General features: G+C 53.3%; 8 protein-coding genes. 6 read left to right on the top strand and 2 right to left on the bottom strand.

Annotation, left to right across the window (positions count from 1 at the left end):
• The first annotated feature begins 53 nt into the window (after positions 1 to 53).
• Positions 54 to 239, top strand: coding sequence for a hypothetical protein (locus tag ACI1P1_RS02800; protein WP_416214842.1), 186 nt, complete (start codon positions 54 to 56; stop codon positions 237 to 239).
• Between the two features lie 62 nt (positions 240 to 301).
• Here the strand turns inward: ACI1P1_RS02800 and ACI1P1_RS02795 are convergent, their stop codons facing one another.
• Together ACI1P1_RS02795 and ACI1P1_RS02790 are read right to left on the bottom strand one after the other, a co-directional pair.
• Positions 302 to 430: a hypothetical protein gene (locus ACI1P1_RS02795; protein WP_416214841.1), complete on the bottom strand. Its 129-nt coding sequence runs from the start codon at positions 428 to 430 to the stop codon at positions 302 to 304.
• A gap of 29 nt (positions 431 to 459) precedes the next feature.
• Complete coding sequence (locus ACI1P1_RS02790) at positions 460 to 831, bottom strand: sigma-70 RNA polymerase sigma factor region 4 domain-containing protein (protein ID WP_416214840.1); 372 nt, start codon at positions 829 to 831, stop codon at positions 460 to 462.
• A 472-nt stretch (positions 832 to 1,303) separates the two neighbouring features.
• Here ACI1P1_RS02790 and ACI1P1_RS02785 point away from each other — a divergent pair, with 472 nt between their 5' ends.
• From ACI1P1_RS02785 to ACI1P1_RS02765, 5 genes are all read left to right on the top strand, one after another.
• Positions 1,304 to 1,702 carry a hypothetical protein gene (locus ACI1P1_RS02785; RefSeq protein ID WP_416214839.1) on the top strand — a complete coding sequence of 133 codons (399 nt, stop codon included), beginning with the start codon at positions 1,304 to 1,306 and terminating at the stop codon, positions 1,700 to 1,702.
• A gap of 69 nt (positions 1,703 to 1,771) precedes the next feature.
• Positions 1,772 to 8,971 (top strand): HYR domain-containing protein, encoded by a 7,200-nt coding sequence (locus tag ACI1P1_RS02780; protein WP_416214838.1) that lies wholly within the window; start codon positions 1,772 to 1,774, stop codon positions 8,969 to 8,971.
• Positions 8,972 to 9,107: 136 nt separating this feature from the next.
• Entirely contained in the window at positions 9,108 to 9,374 is a 267-nt protein-coding gene (locus ACI1P1_RS02775; protein WP_416214837.1) for a hemolysin XhlA, read from the top strand.
• A gap of 36 nt (positions 9,375 to 9,410) precedes the next feature.
• Complete coding sequence (locus tag ACI1P1_RS02770; protein WP_416214836.1) at positions 9,411 to 10,202, top strand: DUF1906 domain-containing protein; 792 nt, start codon at positions 9,411 to 9,413, stop codon at positions 10,200 to 10,202.
• Positions 10,203 to 10,414: 212 nt separating this feature from the next.
• Complete coding sequence (locus ACI1P1_RS02765) at positions 10,415 to 14,791, top strand: NucA/NucB deoxyribonuclease domain-containing protein (RefSeq protein WP_416214835.1); 4,377 nt, start codon at positions 10,415 to 10,417, stop codon at positions 14,789 to 14,791.
• Positions 14,792 to 14,798: the final 7 nt, after the last annotated feature.

Below are 14,798 nucleotides of genomic sequence, written 5' to 3'. Positions count from 1 at the left end.
AGGTTATCAGGAACGGTATACGGTGGAGCAATACCTGCAGCGTTATTTGGAGAATGAGCCCCGGTTTGGTGATGTGCGCGGAGTATAAATGGACGGTGCTTTCCATCGGGCAGGATCATTATGCGCTCAGACTCCTGCGGGCCGGGGATATCTACATTGAAGCTTGGGGGAATGTGAAAACCCTGCTGGTTCCCCTTCATCTGATTGACTTGGGGGAGGAGGGAAGTGCAAGCTTATGAAAGGGCTGTCCGGAAAGTCAGCGGAAATGCTGACTGCCGGACAGCCCTATTTTGATTTGGGTTTACAGCTGCTCGTAAACGATATGGATGAGCTCGGTCTTTAGGGTCTGAACGGCTTCTTCCTTGGGCAGCATAATGAATTTGGATAAGTACTCGATATCATCGGCAAACAGGTCCAGGATCTCTTCCATGGATTTTTTGTCTCCGCCCTGGGCTTTTTTTACTGTTTGATAGAAAGGATGAGGTGCTGCTTCAGAATTTCTAACCCCTTCTTCTTCCATTTGCTAACCCCCTGTTGGGTCATATTTAAGTCTGCCGCTACATGCCGCTCCGATATTCCCTCGATAATGGTTCGCTTGACAATATATCTGCATTTTTCCCAAGGGATGACATCAAGAAGCTCTTCCACATAGATCTCCGATAACACCATCTTCTCAAAGCTGTTATCAAAAAACTGGTTATCGTAGAGAGGATTGCATTCCCTTACCTGCTGCATGCGGGTTTTGTACTGGATTCTCCAGGCTGCCCGCTTCAAAAGCTGCCTGCACGTTTCAACGGATACGGCATCAAGGGTTTCATCGCAAGTAATCATTTAGGATTCCTCCATCTAGAAGGGATAAGAGCAAGGAATATTGTCTGAAGAGCTGTAAATGTGTAAAGCCGGTTTTAGCGGTTATGAACATATCCTGTTACAAATACACGACAGATTACTCCCCCCTCCCGTACATTCTCCCCCGGCATCGCTTCTATTAACTTATATGGGTGAGCTTAACCAAATATAAGGAAAAATAGTGAATATAACCCTTTAATCCCCTTATAAACAAAGTAAAAATAGCCATAAATTACACAACCAGTAAACATATTAAATATTTTTTCCAGCATATTGAAAAAAGTTGTGAAAACCGTGCGGAAAGCACCATCTCTATATAGAAGTCATATGGATAGGGAGGGAAGTAAAATTGCTAATATATATATTATGAACAAAAGAATGAGATAAAGATTGATAAAATGACAAAAAGACCTAAAATAATCCATATTTCTTTTGGTTCGAAAGGAGGAAAAGCATGAAGGATTATCTGACACCTGAATGGATGGAGGCCATCCTTACAGCTGTAATTATTCCTTTATTTGGTATATTAACCAAATACATAATTACGCTGTTGAAACGCAGAATCGCACAGCTGGAGCAAAATATAGGCCAAGAGCGTGCCCGGAACTATTTGAGCCTTGCCGAGAATGCCATTGAATCTGCTGTTATTTCTGTCAATCAAACCTTTGTTGAAGCGTTAAAAAAGGAAGGCACCTTCGATGAAGAGGCGATGGCTCAATCCTTCCGGATGGCGAAGGAGCTGGCGGCTGGAATCATCGGGAATGCGGCCAGGGAAGGGCTGAAGCTTGTATATGAAGATGTGGATGCCTGGCTTGATAGCAAGATCGAATTTTATGTGAATCGGATCAAATAAAGGGGCAATACGGGAAGTTGTAAAACGGAGGCTGATTTTACCTTTGATAATAAAAGGAGGTTTATGCCAATGAAAGATTATTCAGCACGTGATCAAGTGCGAAGCGGTAAAGGGCGGTGGCTGAAATGGACAGGCTTATTCCTGGTCATTTTGCTGCTGATTCCTGTTGCAGTCGCTTCCGGCTCCACCCCGTTATTCACTGCAGGTCCTGCTGCAGAGGAAGCCGGGAGTGTAACCGGTACCGTGTATGGACAGGAGCCGGTTATTCAACCAGTTAAGGGAAGTGTGACCGGTTCTGTGTATGGCTGGGATGATACGCTGGGAGTGATTATGGACAATGTAGGAAGGGGAGCGGGCAAATGGGGGCTTATGGCCATGAGCCCGGTGGAAGGGACAATACAGCCTGTATCTCCGCTGCTCCAGCAGATCAAGCTGTCCCAGGCTTCGGCAGTCGTGCCGGGAGGACGCGGATTTATGCTTCCGCAAATCATAGCGGTCAAGGATCCGGCCGGAAACCCGCTTCCGGGCATTCCGGTCACCTTTCAGGTATCCCAGGACAGCATTATTACCGCTGTAATGAGAGGCCTGAACAGTACTTATGTTACGACAGCCACAGATGCGAACGGCATTGCCTCTGCGGCCAACACCTATGCTGGCTATGCAGGAGAGGGATATCAGGTCTACTCCAAAAGCACCGGTGTGATCAAGACCATGCATGTAACGGCCACTGTAGCGGGTTTGCAGCCGGTAACCTTCCAGGTGGAGGTTGGATCGGTAGGGGCGAATATACTGGACACAACCCCCCCGATCATAACCGCCAGTGCCCAACGTGATGACGGGACGCCCTATATTGCGGGCACTTGGACCAACCGCCCGGTAACGGTGCATTATACGGCAGCAGATACGTTATCAGCTATTCGTTTCTGTACGCCTGATCAGGTGTTTCAACAGGAAGGGGCAGGACAGACGGCGACGGGCAAGGCCATCGACAGTGCGGCATCCGGCGACAATGATGCCAATCATTCCTCAACGGTTACCTTCGGCCCCATTAACATTGATAGGAGCCCCCCCCATACAGTGGCAGCCGCAGCAGGTGCAGCCCCCGACGGCTGGAACCATGATACGGTTATCCTTCAATTGAATGCAGAGGATTCCTTGTCGGGTGTGGAAACCATCTTCTATAAGATTGGAGAGCAGGAGCGTGTCCAGGTGCATGGCGGCGCTGCTGCCGTCCAGGTCACTCCGGAAGGAACCACTGCTGTTACCTATTGGGCGGTGGACAAAACCGGGAATGAGGAAGCTCCCCAAACCTTGACTGTCAAAATAGATAAAAACGGTCCGGCCGTTTCCGCTGCTCAAAGTCCTGTTGCTAATGAAAAGGGCTGGAACAATACGGATGTAACCGTGACGTTAACCGCTTCCGACACCAGCTCGGGAGTGAAGGAAATCCATTATAAAATCGGTACGAACGGGCAGGAGCAAATAGCAGCGGGAGCTGCGGCTTCCTTCGCCATACAGGCGGAAGGGATTACACCTGTCACCTTTTGGGCGGTAGACCTGGCAGGGAATAGGTCCCTTGAACAAATTCAACAGGTGAAAATCGACAAGACGGTGCCGGTGCTGAAGGCTCCTGCGGATATCACGCTTGAAGCAACAGCAGTACGGACCCCTGTGACCATTGGAACCGCAACGGTTCAGGACATCTCTGTACCGGACGTTGTCATCACCAACGACGCACCGGCCGACTTTCCCATCGGCACAACCTCTGTCGTATGGAAGGCGGTGGACCCGGTTGGGAACATGTCCTCCCAGGTTCAAAAAATTACGGTAAAGGACACCACCAAGCCGGTTATCACGGTGCAGGGCGACATTGTGCTGGAAGCGACGGCCATTCGCACACCCTATGTCTTGACGGGAGCAAATGCAACAGATATCTTCCCTGTTATCTTGGTTAATGATGCTCCCAAGGATTTCCCCATAGGCAAAAAAACGGTGACCTGGACGGCAACGGATGCCAACGGCAATTCGGTTACAGCCGTACAGAATGTAACGGTTATCGACAGCACCAAGCCGAAGCTGATTGTGCCGAAGGCAATTACACTGGAGGCAACGGCAAGAAGAACTCCGGTGGAAATCGGACAAGCGGAGGCCCATGATATTTTTGAGGTGACGGTCACCCATAATGCTCCCGCCGACTTCCCGGTAGGAACAACAGACGTACAGTGGAAGGCGCAGGATGCCAACGGTAATGAGATTATTGAGGTTCAGCACATTACGGTTACAGATACAACACCGCCCGTCCTGGTTATTCCCAAGAATATGACGGTGGAAGCCACGGACCGCAGAATGAAGCTTGAGCTTGGCGAGCCTGAGACAACGGATATTTTTGATGTGGAATGGTCCAATGATGCCCCCGCCGATTTTCCGGTAGGCCAAACATTGGTTATCTGGACGGCCGAAGATGAGAACGGCAATACGGCCGCCGCCACCCAAACCGTTGAAGTAACGGATAAAACCCCTCCGGTTCTGACTGTACCTGCGGATATCAGGCAGGAAGCAACGGCTGTCAAAACCCGGATCGACAATCTGGGCAAGGTTGAGGTATCGGATATCTTCCCGGTCACCTATAGCAGCAATGCGCCTAAGGATGGTTTCCCTGTAGGAAATACGGTGGTTACCTGGACAGCTCTGGATGAGAACGGCAACAAAACGGAGGGCATCCAGAATGTGACCATTATGGACACAACCAAACCTCTCCTGATGCTCCCGGGCAATAAGGTGGTGGAAGCAACCGCTCTGCGTACCAAGGTGGAGCTTGGGAATGCGGTCGCCACAGATATCTTCCCGGTTACCCTCACCCATGACGGTCCGGCGGATTACCCGTTGGGAGAAACGCTGGTGACCTGGACGGCGGTGGATGCCAACGGCAACCACACCTCCGGAACCCAAACCGTGAAGGTGGTGGATACCACCAAGCCTGTTTTGACCGTCCCGGCCGATATTACAATGGAGGCTTCGGCTGTAAGAACCTCCGTTGATCTTGGCCAGCCGAAGGTAACGGACCTGTTCCCGGTAACCATCGACAATGATGCGCCGGATGACTTCCCGGTGGGAACAAAAGAGGTGAAGTGGCTGGTTACGGACAGCAGCGGGAACGTGGCCTTAGGTATTCAGAAGGTTACGATAACGGATAAAACCGCTCCGGTTCTTCATATTCCTGCAGACGTCAAAGTGGAGGCTTCGGCCATCCGGACGCCGGTTATTATCGGTGAAGCCACAGCTGATGATATTTTTGCAGTAACGCTTAGCCATAATGCCCCTGCAGATTTCCCGGTTGGCACAACTCCTGTTACGTGGACGGCGCTGGATGCCAACGGCAACAAGACCATTCTGGTGCAGAAGGTAGTGGTAGAGGATACGATCGCTCCAGTATTAACCGTACCGAAGGATATTACAGCGGAGGCGACGGCAGTGATGTCGGTGGTAGATACCGGGAAGGCGTCCGCCACGGATATTTTTGAAGTGAAAATAACCAATAACGCACCAGAGCGTTATCCTCTCGGCAAAACGGTTATCACCTGGAAGGCCACAGACGCCAATGGCAATATCTCCACCAAAACGCAAACCATAACGGTTGTGGATACGACGGCTCCTGCCATTGTGAAGCCCGCCGATCTGACTGTCGAAGCCGCAGGACGGAGAACGGTTGTCCGTTTGGAAACGCCTGCCGCCACGGATATTTTCAGGGTAACTGGGGTCATCTCCGATGCGCCGGCGGATTTCCCGCTGGGCCAAACAGCCGTCACCTGGACGGCTACGGATGAAAACCGCAATTCTTCTGTCTATAAACAAAATATTACAGTAGTCGACACTACTCCTCCCGTCTTGAAGCTGCCGAAGGATATGGTGGTTGAGGCTGCCGCTCTGGAAACCCCTGTTTCCATTGGCTCGGCTGAAGCGACAGATCTGTTCGAGGTTACGGTGACGAATGATGCGCCGGAGAAGTATCTCCTGGGTGAAACCAGAGTAACCTGGACAGCGGAGGATGAGAACGGCAACGTAACCACCGGTGTGCAGGTCATCACCATTACGGATACTACTCCCCCGGTACTGACCTTGCCGGACCCTGTAACTGTGGAGGCAACAGCACTGGAAACTCCGGTGGAGATTGGTGAGGCCAGTGCCGCGGACATCTATCATGTGGAATTGACCCATGATGCTCCCGCTGTTTTCCGGTTGGGCGAAACGAAGGTAACGTGGAAGGCTGTGGACGCTAATGGTAATGTCTCTACAGGTGTGCAGACGGTGACGGTGGTGGATACGACGGCTCCGGTTCTGACGGTGCCTGAAGACGTGACCGCAGAAGCAGCGGCATTGGATACTCCGGTAGAAATCGGATTGGCCACGGCCACAGATATTTATGAGGTGAAGGTGACCAGCGATGCCCCGGCCGCCTATAAGCTGGGGGAAACGAAGGTAACGTGGAAGGCCGTGGATGCCAACGGCAATGTTTCCACTGGCGTGCAGACGGTGACGGTGGTGGATACGACGGCACCGGTACTGACGGTGCCTGCTAACAAAACAGTAGAAGCAACAGCAGTGGATACTCCGGTAGAGATCGGATTGGCCACGGCCACGGATATTTATGAGGTGACGGTGACCAGTGATGCTCCGGCTGCTTATCGGCTGGGTGAAACCAAGGTAACCTGGAAGGCTGTGGATGCAAACGGCAACGAATCTACGGGTGTGCAGACCATTACCATTGTGGATACGACGAAGCCGGTACTTACACTGCCTGCTAACAAAACAGTAGAAGCAACAGCAGTGGATACTCCGGTAGAGATTGGATTAGCCACGGCCACGGATATTTATGAGGTGACGGTGACCAGTGATGCTCCGGCTGCTTATCGGCTGGGTGAAACCAAGGTAACCTGGAAGGCTGTGGATGCAAACGGCAACGAATCTACGGGTGTGCAGACCATTACCATTGTGGATACGACGAAGCCGGTACTTACACTGCCTGCTAACAAAACAGTAGAAGCAACAGCAGTGGATACTCCGGTAGAGATCGGATTAGCCACGGCCACGGATATTTATGAGGTGAAGGTGACCAGCGATGCCCCGGCCGTTTACAAGCTGGGTGAAACCAAGGTAACCTGGAAGGCTGTGGATGCCAACGGCAACGAAAGCACAGGTGTGCAGACGGTTACGGTAGTGGATACCACTGCTCCGGTTCTGACTGTGCCCGAGAGTGTAACGGCAGAAGCAACAGCAGTGGATACCCCGGTAGAAATCGGGCTGGCCACGGCCACGGATATTTATGAGGTGAAGGTGACCAGCGATGCCCCGGCCGTTTACAAGCTGGGTGAAACCAAGGTAACCTGGAAGGCTGTGGATGCCAACGGCAACGAAAGCACAGGTGTGCAGACGGTTACGGTGGTGGATACCACCGCTCCAGTTCTGATTGTGCCTGAGAATGTAACGGCAGAAGCAACGGCAGTGGATACTCCGGTAGAGATCGGATTGGCCACCGCCACAGATATTTATGAGGTGAAGGTGACCAGCGATGCCCCGGCCGCTTACAAGCTCGGGGAAACCAAGGTAACCTGGAAGGCTGTGGATGCAAACGGCAATGAAAGCTCAGGTGTACAAACCATTACCGTAGTGGATACCACGAAGCCTGTGCTTACGCTTGCCGCCAACAAAACAGTGGAAGCAACGGCAGTGAAGACCCCTGTTGCCATTGGACAAACCACCGCCACAGATATTTTTCCGGTAACGGTAACCAGTGATGCGCCTGCTGCCTTCTCCCTTGGCGAAACCAAGGTAACCTGGAAGGCCGTGGATGCCAACGGCAATGAAAGCTCAGGTGTGCAAACCATTACCGTAGTGGATACCACGAAGCCGGTGCTTACGCTTGCCGCCAACAAAACAGTGGAAGCAACGGCGGTGAAGACCCCTGTTGCCATCGGCCAAAGCACGGCCACGGATATTTTCCCGGTAACGGTAACAAGTGATGCGCCCGCTGCTTTCTCCCTTGGCGAAACCAAGGTAACCTGGAAGGCTGTGGATGCCAACGGCAATGTTTCCACAGGTGTGCAGACTATTACCGTAGTGGATACGACGAAGCCGGTGCTTACGCTTGCCGCCAACAAAACAGTGGAAGCAACAGCGGTAAAAACCCCTGTTGCCATCGGCCAAAGCACGGCCACGGATATTTTCCCGGTAACGGTGAGCAGCGATGCGCCTGCTGCTTTCTCTCTTGGCGAAACCAAGGTAACCTGGCAGGCTGTGGATGTCAACGGCAATGCTTCCACAGGTGTGCAGACCATTACCGTAGTGGATACGACGAAGCCGGTGCTTACGCTTGCCGCCAACAAAACAGTGGAAGCAACAGCGGTAAAAACCCCTGTTGCCATCGGCCAAAGCACGGCCACGGATATTTTCCCGGTCACGGTAGTCCATGATGCGCCAACCGTATTTCCTCTCGGCTTAACAAAGGTGAATTGGACGGCTACGGACGCTAATGGCAATGGTTCAAGTGGTGTACAGAATATTACCGTTGTAGATACGACCAAGCCGGTTATTACCGCACCTGCGGATAAAACCGCTGCTGCCACCGGCACCAAAACCAAGGTGACGCTTGGCCAACCGGTAGTAACGGATATCTTTGGGTATACCGTAACCAATGATGCTCCAGCGGACGGGTTCCCTGTTGGTGTAACAAACGTAACCTGGACCGCTACAGATACCAGCGGCAATTCGGCCAAAGCCGTGCAGAAGGTAACGATTGTTCAGGCTGTAAAGGTCCAGTCCTACAATTCCAACCGGTATGCTTCAACAAATACGATAGCACCCCGAATATCCGTGAAGAACATTGGCACCGAGGATATCTCCTTATCTGCTATCAAGCTCCGTTATTACTACACCATTGATGAGGAGAGAGGTCAGGAATATGCCATTGATTATGCCAATGTATCCGGAGCCGGGGTGAACCGGAATATTACTACCTTGGTAACAGGCAGCTTTCAGAAAACAACAGTGAAAACGGGCAGCGATTATTACCTGGAATTCAGCTTCACCAGCAGCGCAGGTAAGCTGAAGCCCGGGGAAACCGTCCAGATTCAGAGCAGATTCTGGAAAACCAGCTGGTCCAATTACACTCAAACGAATGATTACTCCTATAACGTATCGGCAGCGGACTATACCGATACGAATAAGATCACCGTTTATGCCTCCGGAACGTTGATTGCAGGTATTGAGCCTTAGGAATATTGGCCATTCCAAGCCGCAGCTGTCTGACCGGCACTGTGGCTTGGATCTAATCTTTAAACCCAAAAGAGCGTTTGAAACTCATCTGAAGAATGTGGCCGGTAACAGCCAGCTCCATTTTTGGGGGGCCTTTATGCCAGACGAAATGAACGAAATATTGCAGCGTTTGACACGCGTAGAGACCAAGCTGGACATCATGAATTCCGCACGGGACATTGCTTTGGAGTCGATGCAGAGCTGTAAGTCCGCCCACCTGAGGATTGATGAGATCCGGGATGAAATGGCAAGGCTTGCAGTCAAGCAGGCGGAAGGCCAGCGTTGGCTGATTGGGACGATCATTAGCAGTGCGGGTTTGTTTATAGCAGCTGCCGGACTTTTGCTGAAGGTGATGTTGGGGTAAGGGGCAGAAGCCTCTACAAAGAAAGGGCAGATGGAAATGGCAAAAGGATTTGATTGTGCCCAAGCTTTGACACAAGCAGTGGCGGAGCGTTTCCGGGCGGACGGCTTTGAATTTGTTTGCCGGTATGTGGTGCCTGCAGGCTGGAAGAGGCTGACGAGGCAGGAGGCGGAGGCGGTTACTGCAGCGGGGCTGCAGATTGTATCCGTGTATGAAACAACAGCCAGCCGCGCACTTGGAGGCCGCAGTGCCGGGCTGACAGACGGCGTCACCGCCGCCGAAACCGCCCGGTCGTTGGGACAGCCGAAGGGCAGCCGGATCTACTTTGCAGTGGATTTCGATGCGGTGCCGGACCAGATGAAAACGGTGGTTGAATATATTCGTGCGGCCAGCGAAGCAACGCCGGATTACCAGACCGGCGTGTACGGCAGTGCGGCTATTGTGGAAGCGGTTATGTCGGCACAGGCCTGCTCCGGCTTTTGGCAAACCTATGCCTGGAGCAAGGGACGGAGGATCGGCGGCATTCATATTTACCAGTATGACAACGGTCCTTCAGGCTTAGGTAAACCGATGCACGGGATCAATGTGGATCTGGATGAAGCGCAAGGCGATGTGGGCTGGTGGAGCACAAACCCGCCGGCTGTCCCGCACCCTGCCGGGGATGCCGGAGAGGAGCCGGAGGAGCATATGCTGGCGAAGGATGATGCCAACAGGATCATTGGTTTTCTCAAGGCGGCTTATGCCGCCGTTGATATTGCCGAGGCGCAGGACGAGTTTCACCGCCTGGCCACGGAGCTGCGGAAAGCCTCCGGGCAGCCGGAGGAGGAATGAGTAAACATCGTTCTGCGGTGCGGCGGGAACCGCAGCATGAGTAGCTATGTGCAAATCAAACCGTCTAAACCACCTTCGGGTGGTTTTTCTTTTGCCGGGGAGAAGGAATAGCGGTCTATGTTCTTTTTGTGGAATCGCCCAATTCCGGCTGTAAATTACCCCCTGTATTTACCCTATATAGTGAATGTCTATTTACAGGGGAGTGATCAAACATGCAAACGAGGATGGCTGTTGCCAAACAACCGGAGCCGTCTTCTGCGGCCAAGAGCAGCTCTGTTCAAGCCTCCCAGGCCAAGAAGACGGCGCAAAAGGAGCCCGTAAAAACCCGGGCCGAGCTGAAGCAGCTGACAGACCGTGTATTAGCCAACCCGGAGAACGTCAGCCGGGAGGAATATGCGCTGCTTATAAAAACCATCGGCTACCAAGGCACACAAATGCTGCTGGCCCAAAGTAAACAACAGAAGCAGCCGGATAAGAAGGAGCAGTTGAAGGAGCTGGAGCGCTCCGTACAGGAAGATGACAAGAAGAAGGAGCAGGAGCAGGAGAAACCGGAGACGGCCGGGCAGAAGCAAGACGCTGCTCCTCCGGAGGCTGCATCCGGCGGTATGTCTGAACAGGCGCCTCTAGGGAATGCACCGGAAGCGGAACAATCGAAGGGAATGGCCGCTGTTGGCCAGATGGAGCCTTCAAATGCGGAGCAGCCCAAGAAGGAGATGGCCGAAGACAAAGCGGCTTCATCCAAGGGTTTGCAAAAGTCCGTTAAGGCTCTGGCTCCGGCGTTGCAGGTGAAACCGCAGCCGGCAGCGGCGGAAAAGGCGTCAACAGAGCCTAAGGCAGCCGCACAGAATCAGCGGGCAGCAGTGGAGCATAAGGCAGCACTGGAGCATAAAGCAGAGCCTAAGGCAGTAGCGGAGCCAAGGGCAGCAGCAGAGCATAAGGCAGCAGCCAAGCCTGCGCCTGCGTCAGAACGGGCGGCTGAACAAGCCCCTGAGCAGGTGCCGCATGCCGCTCAAGCGGAGGAGGCAGCCGGGGCAGCAGCAGAAGCCCGGTCACAGCCTGCGCCCCAGACAGGAGCAGATCCTGCAGCAACTGCCAAAAGCGCCAAACCAGGCGGTTCCGCAGCCGAAGCAAGCGGCTTGGTACCGGAAGCCAAGGGCAAGGAACCACCCAAGCCCAAGGCCATCGCCATTAAGGCGGACAGCCCGGATGCCATTCTCCAGCAGCTCGGGACGATGCCGCCTACGGATATGGTCAACGCCTTTAGCTCGGCGGTATCGGTGTCCAAGGGTGCTCTGGACAAGCAGCGCCAGAAAACCCAGGCTGTCCTCCCGTCCGTGCCTACACCCACCGGACTTCCTGCAGGCAATTCCGCCGGACAAAGTTTCAGCGCCAAAGTCGCCGCTGCGATCCAAGCCCGGACCCAGCCGAAGGGGATGGACCGCTTCCAAAGCCAGAAGCAAGGCGGAGCCGTGCAGACTGGCCAGCTCCGGGACTTCCCTACAGGCTCTCAGGCTGAGGAGGATCCCGATCAAATTATGGAGCAGGCTCGGGGCTATGCAGCCAACCCTCCCGGCATTAGCATGACCGGAGAGGCAGACCCGTCTCAGGCCGACGGCTTCCAGTCCGAGGCTACCCGCCATGTGGAGGCCGCCAAGCAGACCGAGCTGAATCAGACCAAGCAGGACTTCGGTGAAAACCAGATCCAGCCCAAGGCGGATCCGACGGTGCTTCGGGCCGACAAGGCCATTCGGGCCGTGACACCTCCCGCCTTTGCCATGAAGCGGGCAGCCGCCCTGCCGCCTGAGGTGGCGGACCGGATCAACCCATCACTAACTTCCACCCTAAGCAGCTTCATGGCCGACCGCAAGGGCGAATACCAGAAGGGCAAGGAGCCCTTCGAGGCCGGAGTGGAGTCGGCGAAGAATGACACCTCCTCCCAAATCAATACCTTAAAAACCGAGGCGGCACAGAACCAGCGTACAGAGCAGGAAGCGGCCAAGTCGGAGGTTAAGGGGCTCCGGGGACAATGGCAAAGCGAGATCAACCAGTCCACCGGGGAATTCGACCGGGAATCCAAAGCGGCGGCAGTGGAGAAGAAACGGGATATCGACGGCATCCGCCGGGACAAGGAAGGGGAAGTCAAGGCCACCCTCTCCCAAGCCCAGAAGGACGCCAACAAGGAATACACCTCCACCAAGAAGGAAGCCGACAAGAAGCAGAAGGACGCTGATGGCGGGGAGAAGAAGGACCGGAATATCTTCCAGAAGGCATGGGACTGGACCAAGGAAAAGGCCCAGCAGGCTCTGGACGGGTTGAAGAAGGCCGTGAACTTCCTCTTTACCCAGCTGCGTAAGGCCGTCAAGAGCATCTTCGATAAAGCCAAGGCTTTGGCCGTGGGTATTATCGAAAAGGGCCGCCAGCTGATCGTCAAGGCCATTCAAGGGCTGGGCACTGTCCTGAAGGGGCTGGTAAATAAGGTTTTCGCCCGTTTCCCGGGCATTGCCAAGAAAATAACCGGGCTTATCGACAAGACGGTCAACAAGGCCGTTCAAGCAGTGAATAAGGTGGCCGCAGCCCTCAAGAAGGGCGTCACCGCTGCACTCAATTTTATGGCCAAGTCGCTGGATACGCTGTTTGCCGGCGTTCAAGCCCTGTATAACAAGGTCTTAAACGGTATCAGCAAATTTCTAAACGGCGATTTCAAGGCCATCTTTGGAAAACTTCTGGAAGGAGCGCAAATCGCAGCGGAAATTGCGCTGGCTTTTGCTACCGGAGGCGGCAGTGTCCTTCTGCAGATCATCAAGTGGCTGGCCACCACCCTGCCGCAGCTGATCCGTCAGGCAGGTTCGGTGTTCAGCTTCGTTACCACCCTGCGCAGCATGAAGGTGCAGGATGTGAAGCAGCTGCTGAGTCCGGCGGGGATGGGCGGTTATCTGGTGAAGGGGCTGTTCGGGGAGCTGAAGTCTCTGCCCGCAGCCAAGGAGGAGGAAGACAAGGAGAAGGAAGCATCGGCAGGCGGCAAGGAAGAAAAAGGGCTAATGAAGGTTCTGCAGCTGCTGAAGGGTGTGTTCAAGGTCTTAAAGGGCACCTACGGCAAAGTGGCCGGAGCCATCAACAAGGCTTTGCCGGGTATGAACATCTCCACCAAGTCGTGGTTTAACCCCTTTGCCATGATCTACGCCGGAGCGGTTCAAGCCATGGAGGTCGTGAAGAATCCGGCTGAGGCCCTGAATGAAGGGGCAGGAAAGCTGAAGAGTGCGGCGGGCAGCTTCTTCTCGGGCATCAAGGGGAAAGTAACGGAAACCGCGGGCAGCATCAAGGAGAAGGTCATGCTCCTGGGCAAACCGGCGCAGCTGATGAAGCTTTTGGCTAACAAGGCGGTAGACATGGTGCTGAACTTTATCGTCACCCACCCGCCCTCAGCGCTGATCAAGGCCGTGTTTAAGGGGATCGAAGCGGCAGCGGGCTCCTCCATTGTGGAACTGGTGCGCAAGCATATTCCGTTTGCCGACAAGCTGATCAACAAGGTGGCGGAATCCAGTCCCGTCCAGAGCCTGATGAAGCCGCTGGAGCAGCCGGTGAATAAGGTAGGTGGGCTCATCGATCAGGTGACAGAGGAAGCCTCAGGTCTGGTGGACGATGCGGAGAAACAAACCGGCTCAGTGCTGGGCAACGGCACTCAGCTCCTGGCAGGTTTAGCAGGTGTCGGAGCTGCTAGTGGCAAGGATGGTGCAGGCAAGAGCAATAAGGCAGGCGCCGGCAGCGGCGGCAAGAAGGGAGATGCCAAGGGCGGAGGAGACTTCGTCGGCACCGTCAAGGGAGGCATCCACACCCGCCTCATTACCTTCGGCAAGAATCTGCTGAAGTCCGGCAAGGAGCTGGCCCTAAAAGGCGCGGAAAAGATCAAGGGAGCTGTTTCCGGTCTCATGGTCCGCTTCAGCATCGGCAGCGAAAGCCACAAGCTGTGGGTGGAAAAGAAGGGCAGCCGCAATGTGGTGATGATGGCGAGTAATGAAGAAGAATTATGGAAAAAAATAAAAGGGTTTTGGATTAAAGTGGAGAATATAGAAGATGAAGAGAATAAAAAAATGATAAAAGAAAAGTTGGAAAAATTGGAAAGTATTATTTCAAATCTGGAGTCTGAAAAAGATGGAAAATTGGGTGATGCTGAATTAAAGACGGCGGCACAACTGGTCACAGATATTTATACAAATCTAAAAGATGTAGATGAGACTAAAAAACCGGCTTTTGTTATTTCAAGAGCTCAATATCCTAACCATGCCAGGATGTTAGATAATGCCCAAAAGAAAGGCCACTCATTGAAAAATCTTCAAAAAGGAAGTGGCCCGAATGAGGCTGACAGAAATCGGTATCATGCACAAAAAGAAATAAGAAAGCTGAAGGGTCCTCCTCCTGATGGTTTCGATTATGATGAATTCCCATATGCATCCACGAAGCAAGGAGGCGCAGGGGCTCATGTCGAGCCTGTACAAAGTGAAGAAAACCAAGCTGCTGGCAGAGCTCTTGGAGCATTTTACAGAGCACATAAAATGAAAGAACTTGATGCTTTTGATGTGCAAATTAAATAATGAGGTG

Origin of the sequence: Paenibacillus mesotrionivorans (assembly GCF_046098205.1) — a bacterium.
GTDB lineage: Bacteria > Bacillota > Bacilli > Paenibacillales > NBRC-103111 > Paenibacillus_AR > Paenibacillus_AR mesotrionivorans.
This window is presented reverse-complemented; position numbering and strand designations above follow the sequence as displayed.